Annotated in this window: 20 protein-coding genes; 11 read left to right on the top strand and 9 right to left on the bottom strand. The window is 47.0% G+C overall.

Going from position 1 to position 20,894, the window contains the following annotated elements; all coding sequences use genetic code 11:
• Window positions 1-40: 40 nt before the first annotated feature.
• The 8 genes from gspG to OCU60_RS16350 are packed head-to-tail and all read left to right on the top strand — an operon-like array spanning window position 41 to window position 5,539.
• Window positions 41-490 (top strand): type II secretion system major pseudopilin GspG, encoded by a 450-nt coding sequence (gspG, locus tag OCU60_RS16385; protein ID WP_074372955.1) that lies wholly within the window; start codon window positions 41-43, stop codon window positions 488-490.
• A 24-nt stretch (window positions 491-514) separates the two neighbouring features.
• Complete coding sequence (gene gspH / locus OCU60_RS16380) at window positions 515-1,102, top strand: type II secretion system minor pseudopilin GspH (RefSeq protein ID WP_074372956.1); 588 nt, start codon at window positions 515-517, stop codon at window positions 1,100-1,102.
• Window positions 1,089-1,451, top strand: a complete 363-nt coding sequence (gene gspI / locus OCU60_RS16375) for a type II secretion system minor pseudopilin GspI (RefSeq protein WP_074372957.1) — start codon at window positions 1,089-1,091, stop codon at window positions 1,449-1,451. The genes gspH and gspI overlap by 14 nt, the downstream gene beginning before the upstream one ends.
• The gene (gene gspJ / locus OCU60_RS16370; RefSeq protein ID WP_083602637.1) at window positions 1,429-2,067 is read left to right on the top strand and encodes a type II secretion system minor pseudopilin GspJ; all 639 of its coding nucleotides are present in this window, start codon (window positions 1,429-1,431) and stop codon (window positions 2,065-2,067) included. Before gspI ends, gspJ begins: the two co-directional genes overlap by 23 nt.
• A complete protein-coding gene (gene gspK / locus OCU60_RS16365; RefSeq protein WP_074372958.1) occupies window positions 2,054-3,082 on the top strand; it encodes a type II secretion system minor pseudopilin GspK in 1,029 nt (342 codons plus the stop codon). The genes gspJ and gspK overlap by 14 nt, the downstream gene beginning before the upstream one ends.
• Window positions 3,051-4,262 (top strand): type II secretion system protein GspL, encoded by a 1,212-nt coding sequence (gene gspL / locus OCU60_RS16360; protein ID WP_074372959.1) that lies wholly within the window; start codon window positions 3,051-3,053, stop codon window positions 4,260-4,262. The genes gspK and gspL overlap by 32 nt, the downstream gene beginning before the upstream one ends.
• A gap of 9 nt (window positions 4,263-4,271) precedes the next feature.
• Entirely contained in the window at window positions 4,272-4,763 is a 492-nt protein-coding gene (locus OCU60_RS16355; RefSeq protein WP_074372960.1) for a type II secretion system protein M, read from the top strand.
• 5 nt (window positions 4,764-4,768) lie between these two features.
• Entirely contained in the window at window positions 4,769-5,539 is a 771-nt protein-coding gene (locus OCU60_RS16350) for a type II secretion system protein N (RefSeq protein WP_139302110.1), read from the top strand.
• 69 nt (window positions 5,540-5,608) lie between these two features.
• Here the strand turns inward: OCU60_RS16350 and cysQ are convergent, their stop codons facing one another.
• The 4 genes from cysQ to OCU60_RS16330 form a co-directional block, all read right to left on the bottom strand.
• Window positions 5,609-6,430 carry a 3'(2'),5'-bisphosphate nucleotidase CysQ gene (cysQ, locus tag OCU60_RS16345; RefSeq protein WP_074372962.1) on the bottom strand — a complete coding sequence of 274 codons (822 nt, stop codon included), beginning with the start codon at window positions 6,428-6,430 and terminating at the stop codon, window positions 5,609-5,611.
• Complete coding sequence (gene nudE, locus OCU60_RS16340) at window positions 6,427-7,005, bottom strand: ADP compounds hydrolase NudE (protein WP_074372963.1); 579 nt, start codon at window positions 7,003-7,005, stop codon at window positions 6,427-6,429. Before nudE ends, cysQ begins: the two co-directional genes overlap by 4 nt.
• Window positions 7,006-7,169: 164 nt before the next feature.
• The gene (gene nfuA / locus OCU60_RS16335) at window positions 7,170-7,757 is read right to left on the bottom strand and encodes a Fe-S biogenesis protein NfuA (protein WP_074372964.1); all 588 of its coding nucleotides are present in this window, start codon (window positions 7,755-7,757) and stop codon (window positions 7,170-7,172) included.
• An 83-nt stretch (window positions 7,758-7,840) separates the two neighbouring features.
• Entirely contained in the window at window positions 7,841-8,542 is a 702-nt protein-coding gene (locus OCU60_RS16330; protein WP_074372965.1) for a phosphoribosyltransferase family protein, read from the bottom strand.
• 90 nt (window positions 8,543-8,632) lie between these two features.
• Here OCU60_RS16330 and bioH point away from each other — a divergent pair, with 90 nt between their 5' ends.
• Both bioH and OCU60_RS16320 read left to right on the top strand, forming a co-directional pair.
• On the top strand, window positions 8,633-9,397 hold the full coding sequence (gene bioH / locus OCU60_RS16325; protein ID WP_074372966.1) for a pimeloyl-ACP methyl ester esterase BioH: 765 nt from the start codon (window positions 8,633-8,635) through the stop codon (window positions 9,395-9,397).
• 150 nt (window positions 9,398-9,547) lie between these two features.
• Window positions 9,548-10,024 (top strand): ATP-dependent Lon protease, encoded by a 477-nt coding sequence (locus tag OCU60_RS16320; protein WP_074372967.1) that lies wholly within the window; start codon window positions 9,548-9,550, stop codon window positions 10,022-10,024.
• A gap of 130 nt (window positions 10,025-10,154) precedes the next feature.
• On the opposite strand, the gene OCU60_RS16315 is transcribed toward OCU60_RS16320, so the two are convergent.
• Together OCU60_RS16315 and greB are read right to left on the bottom strand one after the other, a co-directional pair.
• Window positions 10,155-12,464 carry a Tex family protein gene (locus OCU60_RS16315; RefSeq protein WP_074372968.1) on the bottom strand — a complete coding sequence of 770 codons (2,310 nt, stop codon included), beginning with the start codon at window positions 12,462-12,464 and terminating at the stop codon, window positions 10,155-10,157.
• Between the two features lie 24 nt (window positions 12,465-12,488).
• Window positions 12,489-12,968, bottom strand: coding sequence for a transcription elongation factor GreB (gene greB / locus OCU60_RS16310; protein WP_074372969.1), 480 nt, complete (start codon window positions 12,966-12,968; stop codon window positions 12,489-12,491).
• Window positions 12,969-13,273: 305 nt separating this feature from the next.
• On the opposite strand from greB, the gene OCU60_RS16305 reads away from it, so the two are divergent.
• Complete coding sequence (locus tag OCU60_RS16305) at window positions 13,274-14,941, top strand: methyl-accepting chemotaxis protein (RefSeq protein WP_074372970.1); 1,668 nt, start codon at window positions 13,274-13,276, stop codon at window positions 14,939-14,941.
• Window positions 14,942-15,116: 175 nt separating this feature from the next.
• Here OCU60_RS16305 and purD read toward each other — a convergent pair whose 3' ends face one another.
• The 3 genes from purD to manA all read right to left on the bottom strand — a co-directional run bounded on the left by purD (window position 15,117) and on the right by manA (window position 19,518).
• Complete coding sequence (gene purD, locus OCU60_RS16300) at window positions 15,117-16,403, bottom strand: phosphoribosylamine--glycine ligase (RefSeq protein WP_074372971.1); 1,287 nt, start codon at window positions 16,401-16,403, stop codon at window positions 15,117-15,119.
• Window positions 16,404-16,499: 96 nt separating this feature from the next.
• Window positions 16,500-18,092 (bottom strand): bifunctional phosphoribosylaminoimidazolecarboxamide formyltransferase/IMP cyclohydrolase, encoded by a 1,593-nt coding sequence (gene purH / locus OCU60_RS16295; RefSeq protein WP_074372972.1) that lies wholly within the window; start codon window positions 18,090-18,092, stop codon window positions 16,500-16,502.
• Between the two features lie 223 nt (window positions 18,093-18,315).
• Window positions 18,316-19,518, bottom strand: coding sequence for a mannose-6-phosphate isomerase, class I (gene manA, locus OCU60_RS16290; protein WP_074373011.1), 1,203 nt, complete (start codon window positions 19,516-19,518; stop codon window positions 18,316-18,318).
• Between the last annotated feature and the right edge of the window lie 1,376 nt (window positions 19,519-20,894).

Here is a 20,894-nt window from a genome sequence, read left to right as displayed (position 1 = left end):
AGCTGTTCATTGGGTAAGAAACGTGAGTGTTGGAGTAGGAATGAAAATAAAAAATCAAGTAAGCAAACAAGGTGGTTTTACGCTGTTAGAAGTGATGGTCGTGATTGTCATCCTTGGGCTTTTGGCGAGTTTTGTTGTCCCGAACCTATTGGGAAATAAAGAGAAAGCCGATCAGAAAAAAGCGATTGCCGATATTGTCTCTCTGGAAAATGCATTGGATATGTACCGATTAGATAACAATGTTTATCCAACCACTGATCAAGGGTTAGAGGCGTTGGTCACCAAACCGTCCAATCCCGAACCGCGCAACTATCGCGAAGGCGGTTATATCAAGCGGTTACCACAGGACCCTTGGGGAAATGACTATCAATATTTGAGCCCTGGCGATAAGGGTAAAATTGATGTCTTTAGTTATGGTGCTGATGGCCAGGAAGGCGGTGAAGGGAATAACAGCGACATCGGTAACTGGAACTTACTTGACTTCCAGTAATCGCGGAATGGATGAATACTGCTCATGAAATACCACCGTGGTTTTACTCTGCTGGAAATTATGTTGGTTCTGGTGGTGATTTCGCTGGGCAGTATGGTCGTCGTGATGTCTCTGCCTGATAGGTCTCAGGATGAGGTGCAACAAACGGCTGAACGGCTTTATCAGCGTTTACAGCTTTTGAGTGAAGATGCGATTTTCAGTGGGCGGACTTATGGTCTTTATGTCGATGAAAAAAAACATGAATTCCGCTTTTTGAGGCTATCGGATGAGGGCTGGAAAGATCTTGAATCTCAGTCATCTATCAAAGGTGAGTTGACGGCTGAAGAGGGAACGACTTTCCGTTTTGAACGCGGTGGTGGTGTCTGGAATAATCCGGAGCGTTTGTTCAGTCAGGAATCTTTGTTTGAAGACATGGATTTTCCCGACCAAAACGAGGATGAGAAGCCCATCCCGACACCGCAGATATTTATTCTCTCTAGTGGTGATGTTACACCATTTTCTATCCAGTTTTGGGCGGATTCCACACCGGATTCATTGTGGTTAGTGGAAACCGCTGAAGACGGCATTCTGCATATTCGGACTCCCTCGGATCAAGATGATGAAGCAAATTAAGGGAATGACATTACTGGAGGTGCTGATTGCATTGGCAATCTTTGCAACGGCATCGATCAGTGTGATTAAGGCTGTCAGCCAACATGTCAATACAGTGCACACACTCGAAGAGAAGATGTTTGCTGCAATGGTGGTTGATAATCAAATGGCTCGAATCATGCTCGCGCCGGAAACTTTGTCTAACCAAGAAGGGAAGGAAGAAATGGCTGGAACGACTTGGTATTGGAAAGTGTCTTTGGTTGAAACGAGCAATGATGTGCTGAAAGCCTTTGATGTGAGCGTTTCCCAAAGTAAATCCGGCCCGTCGGTGGTGATTGTGAGAAGTTATGTTGCAAATGAAGCGTCATAGTCGGGGATTCACTTTAATTGAGGTGTTGGTTGCGCTGACGATTTTGGCGAGTCTGACGATTGCTGCGTATCAGGTCTTGAACCAAGTTCAGCGTAGTAACGTTGTCAGCCAGGAGAGTGAAAAACGGCTGGGTGAAATTCAGAAGGCGTTAGCGATTATGGATAGTGATTTTCGCCAGATGGCGTCCCGCCAGTTTCGTAATCAGGGAGAAGAGCCCGGATCTCAGTTGTTGTGGATGCAGGACGGATTATTATCTTCTGAGAGTGTCGGCATTCTTTTTACACGACATGGTTGGGTCAACCCTCAAATGCAGTTTCCCCGAGGGGATATCATTAAGGTCGGATACCGTTTAACAGGAGAGCGTCTGGAAAGAGTATGGTGGCGTTATCCCGATACGGTTGCCGGTGATAATGACATCGTTCGGCCATTATTGACACAGGTTGAGTCAATCAGCTTTCGTTTATATCGTCATCATCAGTGGGTTGACCGATGGGAAGACAAAGGGGTTCTGCCGGAAGCGATCAGTGTAAAACTAACACTGAAAGATTATGGAGAGATTGAACGGATTTATCTGGTCTCTGGAAGTGAGTTGAGTGTATCCAATGCATCCCATTAGATCGTTGCAAAGACAGCGTGGCGTTGCCCTGATTCTGGTGTTGCTGATATTGGCAATGATGGTTTCCATCGCGGCTACAATGTCAGAGCGTTTGTTTACTCAGTATCATCGCTCAGGAAACCAACTCAAATATCAACAGGCATATTGGTATAGCCTCGGTGTTGAAGCGTTGGCTAAATCGGCCATAAAGCAGAGTTATGAAGATAATGATGAGGCTATCAACCTGAGTCAGCCTTGGGCGGTAAAAGATAAACAATACCCACTGGATTACGGCACGGTGGAAGGAAATATTCAAGACATGCAGTCTTGTATAAATATTAACGCATTGGCGGGAATTAAATGGAATCCGGCGGACACCGGGACACCTTATTTAGTACAGGTATTACAGCATCTGTTTGAAGCGGAAGAAATTGATAATTATCAGGCTGAAGTTGCTGCCAATTCGGTTTGGGAATTTATTGATTCGAATCGTTCGATTAATTCGGTCAGCGGGGTCGAAGACAGCTTCTATGAGTCGATGTCGCCAGCCTATGATGCCCCCGATAGTTTATTAGCCGATGCCACAGAGATTCGGGCAGTGCAGGGCGTCAGTGGTAAGATTATGATGAAAAGTATGCCGAGTTTATGCACTTTGCCGACCAAAGAATGGCGATTGAACATCAACACCGTTTCTGTCAAACAGGCAAACATTTTAGTTGCGATGTTTTATCCCTATCTCAGTTCGTCCGCAGCAGTGCAGTTGATTGAGGATCGGCCTTATTCCGGGTGGGATAGTCTCGATGATTTTTGGGCACAGGGTGAGTTGAGTGGGATTGATGAAACCATCAAATCAGACGCCACCGGTTTTCTCGGGATTGATAGCAATTATTTTGAATTGGATGCTCAGGTCATGGTCGATGATGCCCGGGTGAGGGTTCGGAGTCTAATGTTTAGTAAAGATAGAAAAACTGTGACGGTCATTCGCCGTCGCTATGGAGGAGAGCGTGAGCGAATATCTGCTCGTCCGGCTGAGTAAGCAACCCCAAGCCAAAGGGCATTGGTGGATCGGTGCTGAGCATGCGACAACGATTGAAAAGTCAGGAGAGATAGCATCCTGGACCAATATAGATGAGCTAGTACCTCATGCTGAAGGCCGGCCTGTGATCGTGTTACTTTCGGGGGCCGATGTGGTGATGAAGACCGTTTCATTACCGGCTGGTGGTGCTCGTCAGTATGAAAAAATGCTACCGTACTTAGTGGAAGATGAACTCGCACAGGATGTGGATGGATTGCATTTTTCCGTATTAGCCAAACAAGAGGATCAGGTTTATACCGTCGCAGTGGATCGGAATTGGCTGAGTTGCATTCTGGAACAGTTTGAAGCCTGCGGACTTCAAGTCGAAAATGTGTTGCCGGATGTGCTGGCATTACCGACAGAAGAGAATGCAACGGCTGTTCAATTCGGTCATGAATGGCTGATTCGTCAGGGTCAATTCAGTGGTGTTTGTGTTGAACATTCGTGGTTACCCATACTGACCCAGATGAATGAAGATGAAGAGGAAAGCCCGGTACTTGAGATTACGTCTTACAGTCAGGTGCCGGAATTGAATGATTCGAGTTCACAAGTCTGGACCGAGAAGCTGGTTGATTCTATAGACTTGTTGCTGTACCGCGGGGCATTAAGTAGCCCGATCACGTTATTGACCGGTCCGTTTAAGAAGTCTTCTTCGGTGATGAAATACTGGCAGATCTGGCGAGGCAGTCTTATCGCGTTGGTGGCGTTGATGACTTTGTTGTTGATTCATCATGCCGTTGATATCCGCCGAATGTCTCAAGAGGCAACAGCCCTGAGAACAGAAAGTGAACATATTTTCAGAACGATATTTCCGGAGCGGCACAAAATCCCGACAGTCAGTTATCTGAAAAGCCAGTTTACCAATGCAATTCAGACGTTGTCTGGTGGTGAAGGGCAAGATTCTGCACTGTCATTATTCACGTCGCTGGCGGAGATGATTGGCAGTACTTCAGGCGTACAATTACAACGTATTCACTATGATAGCGTGCGGGGTGATATTCGTATTGATGTTCGAGGTGCTGATTTTCAGGCATTTGAAGCAACTCGTAAGAAACTGTCCCAGAAGTTTGATGTGGAGCAAGGACCTCTCAACCGAGATAACAATCAGGTCTCAGGGTCTTTCATCTTAAAAAATCAGTAGGTGAACGATATGAATCAATGGATGAGTCGTGGTTATGCTTGGTGGAAGACATTGTCCTCCAGAGAGCAGCGATTATTACTGGTGACTGTCGGTTTTAGTGTTTTGGCACTGCTGTATGGTGGTGTTGTTCGCCCCATTCAGGAACAGCGTGTTCTGGCGCAAAATAAGTTGACCGCAGAGAAGAATTTATATGCATGGGTCACAGAAAAAGCCGATACGTTAACTCAGCTTAGACAGCATGGGGATGGTCCCGTTTCAAATGAGCCGATGAACCAAGCTGTTGCGGGGTCTACTGGTAAATTTGGTGTTCGGTTAATTCGAATGCAACCCAAAGGTGAAGGCTTACAAATTTGGGTGGAACCGGTAGCGTTTAATCAGTTTATCGACTGGTTGGCTTTTCTACGGCAGCAGTATGGTATTCAGGTGATGATGATGGATATCGATAGGGCTGAAAAAAATGGCATGATTGATATAAAACGCCTGGAATTAGTTCGAGGTTAAATAAAGTGAAGAAAAAAATTATGTACGTCGTTGGTTTGTTTTTTGTTTTTGTGGTCAGTGTGTTGGTCCACTTACCTGCAAATATGGCTTTGAAATTTATTCCTCAGCCCCGAGAGCTATTGCTGAGTGGGGTTGGCGGAACAATATGGCATGGTGAAATCCAGTCTGCTAAATGGATGAACTATGATCTGGGCTCACTGGTTTGGAATATGCGCCCTTTCTCTCTATTTAAAGGTCAGATCGCTGCCGATATTGCTTTAGGTAAGCGTCATGAGGTGGCGCTTCGGGGAACGGGTGAGGTCGGCGTCGATTTTTCTGGTGCCTATGTTCGCAACCTGTCAATGAGGGCACCGGCTCGGTTTGTGGCCGAAAATATGCATTTACCGCTGCCGGTGAGTGCTGATGGCGCATTCAAACTTGTCATTGATAATTATCGATACCAGCCACCGTTTTGTGCTGAGGGGGAAGGGGAAATTACTTGGACAAATGCACAAATTTCGATGCTCTCTCAATCGGTCCCATTAGAAAAAGTCTCCGCCCGACTCACTTGTGAAGATGGCCGGATCAGCCTGAAAGGCCAACAGTTATCGGATGCACTACAAAGTGAGTATTCGATGGTATTGACACCACAGGATCACTATCAAGTACAAGGCTGGGTAAAACCGGGTGAACGTTTACCTAAAATGTTCAACCAGTGGATTCAGACTTATGCATCGACCGATGCTCAGGGGCGGTACTCATTTCAGTCGAATGGTACACTGACACTCCCCAACTGATAGCAACGCATTCCGCAACGCATTCCGCAACGCATTGATACGCGCCTGACATCGGTCATGTTAGGCGCGTTAGCCTTTATGGGAGAGAATCTCTTGCCAGGGAAGTGTTGGATCACCGATGACGATAAAATTCGGGTTTTCCAATGTTTCTCTGAGGTTATAAGAGAGCGGTGACAGTTTCGTACTGAGGATCTTTCCGCCAGCCTCTTCCACAATACATTGTGTTGCTGCGGTGTCCCATTCTCCGGTTGGACCCAGCCGCAAATAACAGTCAACGGCCCCCTCGGCAACTAGGCACGCTTTCAATGCTGCAGAACCGAGCGGTACTAAATCATAATTCCATGCTGTACTCAGCCGATTGGTGATCCGGTTGATATTTTGGCGGCGACTGATGGCAATCGCAATCGACTGACTGGGAAATTCATGCTGGTGAGTCTGAATCCGTAAGCTGTCCGATAAATCAGGGATCTTCCAAGCCCCTTTACCACGACAGGCATAATAGGTAACACCTGATACCGGGCCGTAAACCACCCCAATCACGGGCTGATTGTCTTCTACCAGTGCGATGACTGTCGCAAAGTCGCCACTGCGTGCGATGAACTCTTGCGTACCATCAAGGGGATCGACTAACCAGTAGCGAGACCATTCCGAACGTTTTTCCAGACTGATATCAGCATCTTCCTCCGATAGGACCGGAATGTCGGGAGTCAGCGCGGTGAGTTTTTCGGTAATGAGTTTATGGGCCGCTAAATCAGCGCTAGTGACGGGGGTTTGGTCTGATTTGGTAAATGACTCATAGGATTTAGTTTGGTAATAGTCCAGAATGAGCTGCCCGGCTGAACGGGCAATACCAATCAGTTGTGGTAACAGGTGTGAATAATCCCGTTTCATAATGTGTTCACCTCTGGCAGCAGCGGATGCTGCTTCATATAATTTAAGGTGAGAAGAAGCGCTGCCACACTACGGGCTTCACCAAAATCGAGATGAGTTAACAGTTCTTCTGCCTGATTTAACGGCCAACGGATAATTTCAAGGGGTTCTGGCTCATCGCCAACGAGTTGCTCCGGGTATAAATCCTGAGCGATAAACAGCGACATTTGTCCTGAGAAATAAGAGGGGGCAAGAATCAGATCTTTGAGATGGGTGAGCTGTTTTGCACCAAACCCTACTTCTTCTTTAAGCTCGCGTACGGCTGCTTCTTCAGGTGTTTCTCCTGGGTCAATCAATCCTTTCGGAAAGCCCAATTCGTAGCGTTGTGTGCCTGCTGCATATTCACGAACCAGCAGAATATCTCCCTGTTCGGTCACTGGAACCATCATCACTGCATGGCGTCCACTGGGGCGCATCCGTTCATACGTGCGCTGTTCACCGTTGGAAAAACGTAAATCCAGAGATTCCACTGTAAAAAGACGCGAGCGGGCAACCGTCGTGATATTCAGGATCTCTGGGTTCTGTTTAGACGTCATGCTGATACTCCTCCGTGATATCTATAGCTTAACTATATGAAAAAACTGATGGGGATGAAAACACTTGTCTGACGATATTCACAATAGTTTTACCAACAAGAGTCACATAATAGAAAGTCGATGCATGGACATCGACTTCTTTTGACAGGCTTGGGTTGATCCATTTAGTAGTATGAGTGCTCTCCATGGTCATGCTCCGTCAGGTCTCTGACCGCATTCAGCTCCCCGGAAAATTGCTCGAGCAGTTCTTTTTCGATGCCGTCTTTCAGTGTGACATCGACCATTGAGCAGCCATTACACCCGCCACCAAATTGGATAATGGCGACACCGTCATCTGTAATTTCCAGCAGCTGAATATGACCCCCATGACTGGCTAACTGAGGATTGACTTGCGTCTGGATGGCATACTCGACACGTTCAAGCAGCGGCGCATCATCCGCAACTTTACGCATTTTTGCATTGGGTGCTTTGAGCGTGAGCTGAGCACCCATTTTATCGGTCACATAGTCGATCACAGCATCTTCGAGAAAGGGAAGGCTCAATTCATCAACGTAAGCAGAGAACGCCTGAAACGGGATTGTAGTATCAGCACTTTCTATCGCTTCAGGCGGACAGTAAGAGACACCACACTCAGCGTTCTGAGTACCTGGATTGACAACAAAGACCCGAATATTGGTTCCTTCCGGCTGTTGTTCGAGAAGTTTTGCGAAATGTTCCTGAGCGGATTCAGTAATAGTAATAGAATTTGACACGACGAATACCTGAGTAATTTTGTAGGCTATTAATTCACCATTTTACTCCTGAGAAATCAGAGATCCAATCCTTTTTACGGTAATTATTGGTTGTGATATTCAGGAGTTCTGCATAAGCAATAAATATCAATGTATTCGACGCCGACTTCAAGTAATAATTGGCATAATTGACTGATGGTACTACCTGTTGTCACCACATCATCAACGATCGCAATATGTTTGGCTGAGGGGCGGTTGCGTAACATAAACGCTTTTCTCAGATTCTGTTCTCTTTCATTTTTATGCAGACCTTCTTGCGGTGGCGTTGAACGAATTCGTTGTAACAGTTTGGTTTGATAGCTCACTGACAGCGCTTGACTGAGATGGTGTGCCAGTAAGTCACTCTGATTGAACCCGCGATAAAGATAACGTCGCCAGTGTAGGGGAACCGGCAGTAGCAATGGTGCAGGGGAAGGGATGACCTGCGCCAAAAGCGCAGCGAGAGACGGTATAAGCCAGAACTGGCGTCCGTATTTGATTTGGTGAATCATGGGTGCCAATGGGTAGGCATAATCACCAAGGCAATAGAGCGCGTTCCACAGTGGCGGGGACTGAAGGCAAGTGCCGCATCGGTCCGTTGGGAATGGCATCGATAAACCGCATCGTGTACAACGGGGTGTTGATTGAAAGTATGTCAGGCAGCTGGCACACCAGTGATGGTCCCAAGCAGTTAATGGTAACTCACAGAGCGCGCATAATCGGGGGGTACGGTGACGGACAGCGTGTTGAATGCGTTGCAATAACATGTGGTACTTCTCCGGTGATGAAGGAAGACGTTATATTGTATTGGCGATCAAGGCAGTGAAAGTATGAGTTTTGTAGGAGATAACGTGAACATGGTGGCATCTTTGTATTGGCAGGTGGAAGGTTGTGGCAAAGATCTCGTATTGGTCCATGGCTGGGGGATGAACGGGGGCGTTTGGCATAATACCGTTGAAATGCTTAAACAGAGCTTTCGGGTGCATGTGGTTGATTTACCGGGATATGGACATAGTGCAGACATCCATGCGGAGACTTTGGAAGAGATTGCCCAACTCTTGATCCGGCAAGCTCCCAAAGATGCCGTCTGGGTCGGTTGGTCACTCGGGGGACTGGTCGCGACGCATATGGCGTTGCATCACGCTGATTATGTCAGTCAGCTGATCACTGTAGCCAGTTCTCCTAAGTTTGCTGCTGAAAAGGGGTGGAAAGGTATTCAGCCACAGGTTTTGTCAGCATTTACGGCGCAACTGGTCGATGATTTTCAGTTGACCATTGAGCGTTTTATGGCGCTTCAAGCGATGGGCAGCCCGACAGCCCGACAAGATGTGAAACAATTAAAACAGATGGTTTTTTCTCGTCCGGCACCACAGCCGCAAGCTTTGATGGCGGGATTAAACATGCTCGCGAATATTGATTTTCGTGATCATCTGACTCAGATTTCGGTACCGATGTTGCGTCTTTACGGTCGGCTTGATGGTTTAGTCCCCGTGCAGATTGCTGCGCAATTGGACAAAATGGCACCGGATAGCCATTGTTATATTTTTACTCAGTCATCTCATGCACCATTTATGACCGAAACTGAACTGTTTTGTCAGCAGATCCGTGGGTTCGCACAGTAGTTGATGTTTGACGATTGTCAGTTTTTTGTCATATTGTTCAAAATATCAGCTTTTTTTGTTAAATATTTGAACGGTTGGGTCGATATAGATTCTAACTCATCAGTGCTTGGACATTGAATGGGCTGGGCGATGCTGAAGGAGGTTTCGGCAATGATTGTGTCACCAAATAATATCAGTGTGCCACTTATCGCCCCATCGGTGAATGTGCCGACGGAACAGGCAGAGCATGATAATCGTGTCAGAGCGCCTATCGTACCTACTGTACAACTGGAAAAAACCAACGCAGAGCGGCGGTTGAAATCCGATGATAAACAGCGCAAGCGAGCGTCTTGGGATGCAGCAGATCATCCTCAGTATGAGATTGATTCTGAGCAGGAACAGGACATTGTCTCTTCCCATGAGGAAGAAGCACCAAGTGAACTTGAGCGGCTTTTCAAATTGTTAGCTTTATCGACCTACAGTCAAGATCAGGGCAAAGGTTATACAATACGGTTCCGGTTACCGAAACACATCATTGATGCAGCGATAACCGAAGGACAAATGGCGCGAAGGCGAACGGTCATAAAATATCATTATGGACACGCCATCGCACCAAACACACCTTCGGAGGTCATCGCAATATTGTAAACCTCATCGTTACCGAGGAAAGCATATTGCTGCTATGGAATTCCCTCACTTCAGCTGAAGTGAGGGTTTTTTTTATGGCAGGATTGAGCTGAGCCTCAGTAAACCATTATTCCCGGTGGGAGCGAATGAATTACTTTTTCGCTTTCGCAAAGGCTTCGGCAAATGCACCCCCCATGGCATTATTAGTGGCAGTCGCATCACGGTGAGGTTTTTTTTGAGCCGGACGTGAAGTCTGGTTACGTGCTGTGGGACGATGCGCTTGACCCGGTTCATCAGACAGACGCATCGAGAGGCCAATTCTCTTCCTTGCGACATCAACTTCCATGACTTTGACTTTGACAATCTCACCGGTTTTGACCACTTCTCGCGGATCAGACACAAACCGATCAGTCAGCGCGGAAATATGAACTAATCCGTCTTGATGAACGCCGATATCGACAAAAGCACCAAAATTAGCAACATTGGAGACGACGCCTTCGAGAATCATTCCGGGTTCCAGATCCGATATTTTGTGAATATCGTCGGCAAACGTGGCCGTTTTAAATTCAGGACGAGGATCGCGTCCCGGCTTATCGAGTTCTTTGATGATATCGGTGACCGTCGGCAGGCCAAAGTGATCGTCAGTGTAATCTCTTGCATTCAGGCTTTTAAGAAATTCACTATTCCCAATCAATGATTTCATCTCTTGCTGATTGTTGTTTGCGATCGCTGAAACTACCGGATAGGCCTCTGGGTGGACTGCCGAAGCATCCAGCGGGTTTTTGCCGTCCATCACTCTCAAAAAACCGGCACACTGCTCAAAAGCTTTTGGCCCAAGGCGAGAGACTTTTTTCAAGGTGGTGCGGCTCTCAAAGCGGCCATGTTCATTCCGGAAAGCCACAATGTTGTCCGCCAGGGTTGCCGAGAGTCCGGCTACGCGGGTGAGTAGCGCCGGAGAGGCGGTATTCACATCAACACCGACCGCGTTGACACAGTCTTCTACGACGGCGTCCAGACGTTTGGCAAGGAGTGACTGATTGACATCATGCTGGTACTGACCAACCCCGATCGATTTCGGATCGATTTTAACTAATTCTGCCAATGGATCCTGTAAACGCCGGGCAATCGAAACCGCGCCACGCAGTGATACATCCATCTCCGGAAATTCTTTTGCCGCCAGTTCGGATGCAGAATAGACCGATGCCCCCGCTTCACTGACAACAATTTTTTGCGCTTTCAGATTACCCCGTTTGATTAAATCTGCGGCAAACAGATCGGTCTCACGAGAAGCCGTGCCGTTGCCGATCGCAATCAAATCCACATTGAATTTGTGCACCAGACCGCCAATGATCTCAATGGATTTTTCATACTGTTTTTGCGGTGGATGTGGGTAAATAACCGCGGTTGCCAGTACCTTACCGGTGGCATCGACAACCGCGACTTTACAACCGGTACGCAAGCCGGGGTCCAGCCCTAGTGTTGCGCGTGGCCCGGCGGGCGCGGCCATCAGCAGATCTTTCAAGTTGGTGGCGAAGACGTCAATCGCTTCAATTTCTGCCCGCTCTTTCATCGCGGACATCAGTTCAGTCTCCATATGCATGGAGACTTTAATCCGCCATGCCCAACTGATGACCTGTTGCCGCCATGCATCTGCCGGTGCATCACTCAGGTGAAGTCGGTAGTGTTGTGCGATCAACGTTTCGCAATAAGAGCCTCGACTGCCGACTTCTTGTTCTGGATCTGCGTTGAGTGCCAGTGACAAAATACCTTCGTTGCGGCCTCGCAGCATCGCGAGTGCACGGTGAGAAGGTACCTTACTAATCGGCTCTTGATGCTTGAAGTAATCTTTGAATTTTTCACCTTCTTGCGCTTTTCCATCAATGACAGTCGAGACAAGAACTGCATGTTTGAGCAGATAATGGCGCAGTTTTTCCAGTAGGTTAGCATCTTCAGCAATTTGCTCCATGATAATGGCTCGGGCACCATCTAAAGCGGCTTTGGTGTCAGCAATCCCCTGCTCAGGATTGAGATAAGCTTGTGCTGCCTGTTCCGGCTCGGTTTGCGGTTGTTCCCACAATTGATCAGCGAGTGGGGCTAATCCGGCTTCAATGGCAATCTGCCCTTTGGTGCGGCGTTTGGGTTTGTAAGGAAGATAGAGATCTTCCAGACGGGTTTTACTGTCAGCCTGAAGAATTTCCTGTTCCAGCTCGGGCGTCAGTTTTCCCTGATCTTGAATCGATTTCAAAATCGTCTGACGACGGCCATCCATCTCCCGTAGATAGGAGAGACGTGAGTCCAGCGTCCGTAATTGGGTGTCGTCCAGTCCGCCCGTGACTTCTTTCCGGTAACGGGCAATAAAGGGGACGGTGCTGCCGTCGTCAATCAGGTTAACCGCGGCAATAACTTGTTCAGGGCGAACATTCAGCTCTGAAGCAATCGTATGACAGATAGCTTGGCTCATCCGTATTTTTCTCTCTCGATGTCGTTAGTCTTGTCTATATTCGATTCGGTTAATGAACCACGTTTTTGGCCCCTGAGGCGTTTCAACGGTGAATTCATCATCGGGTTCTTTTTTGAGGAGCGCGCGGGCCATTGGCGAATCGATAGAAATGTAGTTTCTCGCATCTCCATAGATCTCATCCGGGCCGACGATGCGAAAATACCTTGTCTCTCCTTCGTCATTTTCAATTTCGACCCACGCACCGAAGAAGACTTTCCCGTCTTGCTGAGGTGAGTAATCAATGATCTTGACTTGTTCCATACGTTTACGCAGATAACGGACACGGCGGTCAATTTCCCGCAGGCGCTTTTTGTTATACTGGTAATCCGCATTTTCACTACGATCGCCCAGACTCGCGGCCCAAGTCACTTTTTTGGTGACCTCCGGGCGCTCTTTCTGCCAGAGAAAGTCGAGTTCTTGTTTGAGGCGATTATAGCCTTCCCGGGTAATCAGGTTGGTTTTCATCAGTGGTTATTCATCGCAGACAATGTGCATTTATGGGGCTATACCTTAGCGAAAAATAGCAGAAAGGTTAATGGTTGTTTTTCTGAGATGACGAAAGCTTTACACGCTTGGCGTTTTTCCTCTTTTCAATAGAAGTGTGGTATTGCGGTTATGGGTATTTTTTACGCGTTGTTTTCCATGAGTGGCGGTAGTGTGATTAAAGAAACATGCATGCATGGCATGAATTTAGTGTAGTATTATTTAAATAAAAAAAATAAGCGCCAACGTCATCGGCTTTTGTCAGCGAAAATCCTGAGGAAAGCATCATGTCAAAATTGACCATAAAAACACGTGTTTACGCACTATCTATACTCCCCTTGTTATTGATTAGTTTTGGGATGATTTTTATCTCATATACGCAAATGTCTAACTTGAATCACACCCAGCAGCAGTTAATTCACCAACGCCTTTCTGAACAAAAGCGCTCCGAATTGAAGGCGTATATCGATATTATTGACTCTTCTTTAACCGCTTTGAAAGAGCACAATGCCGACCGACAAGATGTGATTGACAAACTTTCTCAGATTCATTTTGGTGACAGTGGTTATGTCTTTGGCTACGACAGCAAAGGCAACCGCCTTTTCTTGGGAGATACCGGGAAGGGGGTCGGTAAAAATTTCTGGGATATGAAAGATAGCAAAGGTAACTTTCTGATTCAGAATTTAATTAAACAGGGCAAGAGTGGTGGTGGATTTTCGAGCTATTTTTTTCCAAAACCCGGAGAGAAAGAGGCCTCTGAAAAATTAAGTTATTCGATCGATGAACCTCAGTGGGACATGATCATCGGCATTGGTTTTTATATCGATGATGTCGAAGCGATTACATCGCAGATGGCAGCGAAGTCCGAGCATGAAATGAAGCGGAGTTTTATGTGGATGATATCGGTGGGCGCTGGCATGTTGTGCCTGGTGTCCGTGTTCACGATCTTGTTTAGTCGTGGCATCTTGGGGCCATTGCAAAGATTTGATCAGTCGATTGCCCGGTTTGCCAATGGGGATGCTGATTTAACCGCTCGTATGGAAGCTTATCATATTCCTGAATTTGCCTCTCTGAGCGAGAATTTCAACAAATTTGTCGAAAATCTTCAGAATATTATTCGCCAGTTGAGAGCGAACAGTGATGATATTAGTGATGAAACCGGGCATATGCTTGAGCGTTCTAATCAAGTCGATCGTTTATCGAACACACAACGAGAAGAAACGGAACAAGTTGCGACAGCGGTGACGGAAATGACTGCGACTGCACATGATATCTCTCAGAATGCTTCGAGTGCTGCTGAGGCTGCACAGTCTGCTGATGGGAAAGCAAAAGAAGCGATGGCGACGGTTGGCTCTGCGGTTGACTCTGTTGCTGCCTTAGCTAAGAAACTCGAATCAGCCAACATGGTGATGGATAAGCTCGAAAGCAATGTCAGCAACATCTCTTCTTCATTGAATGTGATTCAGGATATTGCCGAACAGACCAACTTACTGGCGCTGAATGCGGCGATTGAAGCGGCCCGAGCCGGTGAGCAGGGGCGGGGATTTGCGGTCGTTGCTGATGAAGTCAGAAAACTCGCCAGCCGGACCCAACAAAGTACCGGAGACATTCATCACATCATTGAACAATTGAAAGGGGCCACCCAAGAAGCGGTTCAGTCGATGCTGGATAGTCGTTCTCAAAGTGAAGATACGGTGGCAAAAGCATATCAGGCCAGTGACGCATTGGCAGAGATTCTCGATTCTGTCAGTATGATTATGGATATGAACACATTGATTGCGACGGCCACTGAAGAGCAGAGTCAGGTGGGACAAAATATTTCTGAACGCGTTGTAATTATTTCCGAACAGAGTTTACAAGTGGCCGATGTGACGGATGAAAACCGTAAAGGCAGCCATGATTTGCGCGAACAAACGCAAGCACTGAAAGCGCTGGTGGACCGGTTTACGGTTTAGTGCAACAGTAGATGTAGATACAAAAATCCCCAATCGGCCGACTGAACAGGTCGATTTTTTTATGCTTAAACAAAACCACCGCCTTGGAGGCGGTGGTTGTCGTGCTGAATAAAGCAATGATTGTCGCTGCTGTGGGGATTGATACAGCCAGATTGATTGCTCGATGTGGACGTAATTATTGCTGCTCTCGGGCAATTGCCCGGTAGCCGATGTCACTGCGGTAGAAAACACCATCCCATTGAATCTGCTTGGCTAATGCATAAGCACGTTGCTGAGCCTCGGAGACTGTGTTGCCTAAGGCCGTTGCACAAAGGACGCGTCCACCACTGGTCACGACATGGCCGTCTTTTTCGCTGGTGCCGGCGTGGAAAACTTTTTCGCCTTCCGTGTCTGTTTGCGGCAAGCCTGAAATGACATCCCCTTTGTTATAATCACCGGGGTAGCCACCGGCAGCTAAAACAATCCCAATCGATGCGCGTGAATCCCACTTTGATTCGGCTTGGTCTAATTTACCAGCAATTGCGGTTTGGCAAAGTTCAACTAAATCCGACTGAAGACGCATCATGATCGGTTGCGTTTCTGGATCACCAAAGCGACAGTTGTACTCAATAACTTTCGGATTTCCCTGACTGTCGATCATCAGACCTGCATACAAAAATCCGGTGTATGGATAGCCTTCTGCCGCCATACCTTCTACGGTCGGATAAATGACCTGCTCCATGATGCGATCATGAATCGCTTGGGTAACAACCGGTGCCGGAGAATACGCCCCCATACCGCCGGTATTTGGCCCGGTATCTTTATCGCCAACACGTTTATGATCCTGACTGGTTGCCATTGGCAATACGTTCTTACCGTCAACCATTACGATGAAACTGGCTTCTTCGCCGTCAAGAAACTCTTCGACTACAACCCGGCTACCTGCATGACCAAATGCATTGCCAGCCAGCATATCTTTAATCGCATCTTCTGCTTCTTGCAGTGTCATCGCGACGATGACGCCTTTTCCGGCAGCGAGACCGTCCGCTTTGACCACGATGGGCGCACCTTTTTGCCGAACATAGGCCAGTGCCGGCTCGATTTCGGTAAAGTTGGCATAATCAGCCGTCGGGATATGGTGACGCGCCAGAAAGTCTTTGGTAAATGCCTTCGAGCCTTCGAGCTGTGCCGCGCCTTTTGTCGGGCCAAAAATAGCCAGGTCGGCTGCACGGAATGCATCAACGACACCAATCACTAATGGTGCTTCGGGGCCGACAATCGTTAAGTCGATAGCATTTTGCTGCGCGAAAGCGACCAAGCCATCGATATCTTCCACGTCAATACTGACATTTTTTACTTTTTGTTCCAGCGCCGATCCGGCATTGCCGGGAGCGACAAAAACCGTTTCGACCTGTGGGTTTTGCGCGATTTTCCAAGAGAGTGCATGTTCACGTCCACCAGAACCGATAACAAGTACGTTCATAAAGATGAATTCCTGTGTTCAAGTTGTTTGTCTCCATCAGAGACAGCACGTTGAGAAGATGTGATTGAGTGCCCTGACAGCGGGCACTTACTCAGATTAGTGTCTGAAATGACGCATACCCGTGAAGATCATGGTCATGCCGTGTTCATCAGCGGCAGCAATGACTTCATCATCGCGCATCGAGCCACCCGGTTGAATCACACAAGTGACTCCCGCTTCAGCCGCTGCATCGATACCATCACGGAAAGGGAAAAATGCATCGGAAGCCATGACGGTTCCTTCGACTTTCAGATTTTCGTCCGCGGCTTTAATGCCTGCAATTTTCGCCGAGTAAACGCGGCTCATTTGACCGGCACCGACACCAATCGTCATGTCACCTTTCGCGTAGACAATGGCATTCGATTTGACGTACTTAGCGACTTTCCAGCAGAACAGGGCGTCTTTTAGCTCAGCGGCGGAAGGTTGGCGCTTTGAGACGATGGTTAAATCATCGATGCCGACCATGCCCTGATCGCGATCCTGAACCAGCAAACCACCATTGACGCGTTTGAAATCATAACCGGTGGTTTTACTTTGCCATTGACCACAGACCAACAAACGGACATTTTTCTTCGCGGTGACGACTTCAATCGCGTCATCGGTCACGGTTGGGGCAATAATCACTTCAACAAACTGACGTTCGACAATGGCTTGTGCCGTGGCTGCATCCAGTTCACGGTTGAATGCGATAATCCCGCCAAAAGCAGAGGTTGGGTCGGTCTGATAGGCGCGGTTATAGGCTTCGAGAATCGAATCTCCTAAAGCGACACCACATGGGTTAGCGTGTTTGACGATCACACAAGCAGGCTCGGAGAATTCTTTCACACACTCTAAAGCAGCATCTGTATCTGCAATATTATTGTAAGAGAGCGCTTTGCCCTGAATCTGGCGAGCAGTTGCAACAGATGCATCTTCAGGATGGCTTTCCACATAAAAAGCCGCAGACTGGTGACTGTTTTCACCGTAGCGCATGTCTTGTTTTTTCTCGAACTGCATGTTGAATGTCCGAGGGAACTTCGAATCGGCATCGCCTTCTTTGTTTTCACCGTAAGAAGGAACCATTTTGCCAAAGTAGTTAGCGATCATGCCGTCGTAAGCTGCGGTATGTTCGAAAGCTGCAATTGCGAGATCAAAGCGTGTTTCCAGCGAGAGTGAATCACTGTTCGTATCCATCTCTGTGATCACGCGTTGATAGTCAGAGGCATTGACGATAATGGTGACATCTTTATGGTTTTTCGCTGCGGAACGCACCATTGTCGGGCCACCAATGTCAATGTTTTCAACCGCGTCAGCCAGTGAACAGTCTGCTTTGGCAACGGTGGCTGCAAATGGATACAGGTTAACAACCACCATATCGATTGGCTGGATGCCATGTTGCGCCATTATCTCGTCGTCTTGTCCCCGACGCCCTAAAACCCCGCCATGAACTTTGGGGTGCAGGGTTTTGACACGACCATCCATCATTTCAGGAAATCCGGTGTAGTCGGAAACTTCAGTTACAGAGAGACCTTGTTCAGCTAAAAGGCGGGCGGTGCCACCGGTTGACAGAATGTCAACGCCACGGTCAGCCAGTGCTTTGGCAAACTCTACAATACCAGTTTTGTCTGATACGCTGATAAGCGCACGGCGAATAGGGCGAGCGTTATTCATGGCTTCCTTCTTCCTCAAATTCACAGAGTTAATTGAACGATATAGATGTTAAATTTTGTGGCGCACATTCTAGCGAATTAATCACTAAAAAGCTCGCGCAATCGTTTGGCATGAGTAAATTAATTACCAATTCGTTATTTTTTCTGGGAATGAATTTGAAGAATGGCATCGAGTTTAGGGAGAACGATGCCATTTCTTGAATCGGTAATATGCGTGGATACGGCTAGTTATACACTCGCGCAACCCGGCCGGATGAGTTGAGCAGATAGGCACCGGCAACAGCAGGAATAAATGCGGACTGACCTTTGTGTAAAGTGAGTGTTAGACCACTTTCATGTTGCAGGTGGATATCTGCATCGATCGCAAAAATGATTTCTGCGCTGGTGGTGGCGAGGGTGATATCGCCCGGAGCCGGATAAATTGAGAATTTAAAGTCATTGACCGGGACCGGATAATGACAAACATCCTCTGATTTTTCCGGGGCAATCAACAGGGTTTCTTGCGGCTTCGGCGCGAATGATGTGCATTTCGCCAATTCCTCAACGTCAATATGCTTCGGTGTCAGGCCCGCTCGGAGGACATTATCTGAACTGGCCATCACTTCCAAACCGGTCCCTTTCAAATAGGCGTGGGGTGTTTTGGCATCCAGATACATCGCTTCACCCGGTTGTAGAATCACATAATGGAGTAAAAGTGCGCAAAACAGCCCGATGTCTTCAGGGTAGTCTTGGGCTAAATCGAGGACCAACCGAGCGAGAGGATCGTCTTGCTGAGCCTGTTGTGCGTAAGCCAGCAACGCCTGAATCGCTTGTGATTTCTGCTTTCCGGACAGAGACAGCAAATGGATAAAGAATGACTGAAATCCGGCGGTGGTTCGGTCTGCACGAAGCTGATTGAGCAGTGATTCAATCGGCTGGAGATTCATTTTCGTCAACGTCTGGATGATGTCATCTAATGGACGAAACCCGTTCAATGCATGATAAGGCGTTAAAGCATACACCAGCTCGGGCTTGTGGTTCGGATCTTTATAGTTACGTTCGGGCGCATTGAGCGGGATGTCCTGCTGATTCTCACGCGCATATCCTGTTTCCGCATCGGCTTTACATGGATGAACCTGAATCGACAGGGCTTTGTCTGCCGCGAGCACTTTAAACAAAAATGGCAGCTCACCATACGTCTGATGGGTTTGGTCTGATAAACATAAGGACGGATGACGCTGAATGAACTCAGCAAGAGAGTCATATTGATTCCCTGTGACGAGCTGAGAGCATCCGCCCGGATGCGCACCCATCCAGATTTCAGCCTGAGGCAAATGTTCCGGATTGGGGATATTAAATAGGCTGTTGATGGATTGTGTACTTCCCCACGCATAGTGTTGAATTACATTCTGCATCAAATAGAAGGGAAGTATGGTTGTATTGTTCATGGTCATCCTGAATATGTAACTCATTTAGAAAATAAATATTGAATCATATTTATGGTATCCGACTTTGTACTTATATCAAATGTATCAACATTAATGCAGAGAGATTTTCGTGAGGTAAACGGATGAACTGAAAATTTTTTCTCGGATTCGCTTAACAAAAAAATTTTTCACTTGATAACCCGCTTGGGTTAAGTAAAACACAAGTTGAGCCGTACGCTTGGGCTTATGTTGGGGGCGTGGTAATTCTCCTTCTGAATCGGGGTCATCTGTCCTATATCAAACGGTTAAAACGATAGGTGATGTCGCGAATAAAGGTATAACCGCTATTGGTGTGGCTGATGCTATTCCGGCATTTTCCTTGTATTCGACAGGTAAAGCAGGTCTGGGTTCCTTTCATCCTTTACTAATTCTGGTTCACCAACGGCTTATACTTGGGGAATTGGAAAATACGCCCCTGGCACCAGGAGCGTTGTCGATAGCTATGCTATGCAGGACTAGAATCTATATCATCAACACTTAAGACGGGAGCAAAGATCGCGAGGCCAGCGAGAACGATTCTTTCTTATGGGCTTTCTGGTTATGATCTGGGACAGAATACTCAACAACGGAGAGTATCAGTGCTGGTAATGTAATATATAATGGTTTGCAAATAGCCAGTACAACGGTTGTTCTAGGTACTGCACTTGTGGCTTCTGCACCAGTTGCCGTTCGAGTAGGAATCGTTTGGGGCTCGGTAATTTATTTATTGATAGTGAGGCATCTAAAGCTGGCTGGCAGTCTATTTATGACAATTGGTGAACAAATGAATTTTAACTTTTTATTAAGGCTTAGAGTCGTTTATTGGTATTTGTGTAGCAATCAGCTTAAGCAAGAGCCTAGTGTGGATTGGCACGCTCATGCATTCATGTATGTTAGTTTAATTGTGTTTGCTTTTTTATATGGCGGCCGAAGCATCATATTTCTACTCTTTAATTTTCAGTCTTTCTTAGGGCCTTTTACTTCAGTTATAGGGTGGGCTACCATCGCGGGTTTGATAGTATATTTGGTTTGTGTTAGAGAACGCTATTACTTGCAGGGGAAGCTTTTTCTAGAACAATATAATACCGTTCAGAAAAGAACTGTGTGCATAAGAAATGGATTTTTCTTATTGTTCTTAAGTGTGTTACCACAAATATCTTCTGTGATTTTTATGCTACTGAATTAGAAGTGATAGAATTATAATTTACTAGTTGTAGAAAAATATTTATGTATTATTTTTTAAGTCTGGCTCACTATCATTAACCAGAAATAATGTCGGCTGGCTGGCTGGCTGGCTGGCTGGCTGGTATGGTATTAGGTGTGCAAAATGGGTTTGATGCTGGATATAAATGACTTAA

Origin of the sequence: Vibrio spartinae, assembly GCF_024347135.1 — a bacterium.
Lineage (GTDB): Bacteria > Pseudomonadota > Gammaproteobacteria > Enterobacterales > Vibrionaceae > Vibrio > Vibrio spartinae.
This window is presented reverse-complemented; position numbering and strand designations above follow the sequence as displayed.

Coding starts and splice junctions, on each gene's coding strand:
- gspI (WP_074372957.1), top strand. CDS start 1,089: ATGAAGCAAATTAAGGGAATGACATTACTGGAGGTGCTGATTGCATTG.
- bioH (WP_074372966.1), top strand. CDS start 8,633: ATGGTGGCATCTTTGTATTGGCAGGTGGAAGGTTGTGGCAAAGATCTC.
- OCU60_RS16330 (WP_074372965.1), bottom strand. CDS start 8,542: ATGTTATTGCAACGCATTCAACACGCTGTCCGTCACCGTACCCCCCGA.
- nudE (WP_074372963.1), bottom strand. CDS start 7,005: ATGACGTCTAAACAGAACCCAGAGATCCTGAATATCACGACGGTTGCC.
- purD (WP_074372971.1), bottom strand. CDS start 16,403: ATGAACGTACTTGTTATCGGTTCTGGTGGACGTGAACATGCACTCTCT.
- purH (WP_074372972.1), bottom strand. CDS start 18,092: ATGAATAACGCTCGCCCTATTCGCCGTGCGCTTATCAGCGTATCAGAC.
- gspG (WP_074372955.1), top strand. CDS start 41: ATGAAAATAAAAAATCAAGTAAGCAAACAAGGTGGTTTTACGCTGTTA.
- greB (WP_074372969.1), bottom strand. CDS start 12,968: ATGAAAACCAACCTGATTACCCGGGAAGGCTATAATCGCCTCAAACAA.
- gspJ (WP_083602637.1), top strand. CDS start 1,429: ATGTTGCAAATGAAGCGTCATAGTCGGGGATTCACTTTAATTGAGGTG.
- gspH (WP_074372956.1), top strand. CDS start 515: ATGAAATACCACCGTGGTTTTACTCTGCTGGAAATTATGTTGGTTCTG.
- OCU60_RS16315 (WP_074372968.1), bottom strand. CDS start 12,464: ATGAGCCAAGCTATCTGTCATACGATTGCTTCAGAGCTGAATGTTCGC.
- cysQ (WP_074372962.1), bottom strand. CDS start 6,430: ATGAAACGGGATTATTCACACCTGTTACCACAACTGATTGGTATTGCC.
- OCU60_RS16305 (WP_074372970.1), top strand. CDS start 13,274: ATGTCAAAATTGACCATAAAAACACGTGTTTACGCACTATCTATACTC.
- OCU60_RS16355 (WP_074372960.1), top strand. CDS start 4,272: ATGAATCAATGGATGAGTCGTGGTTATGCTTGGTGGAAGACATTGTCC.
- OCU60_RS16320 (WP_074372967.1), top strand. CDS start 9,548: ATGATTGTGTCACCAAATAATATCAGTGTGCCACTTATCGCCCCATCG.
- gspK (WP_074372958.1), top strand. CDS start 2,054: ATGCATCCCATTAGATCGTTGCAAAGACAGCGTGGCGTTGCCCTGATT.
- manA (WP_074373011.1), bottom strand. CDS start 19,518: ATGAACAATACAACCATACTTCCCTTCTATTTGATGCAGAATGTAATT.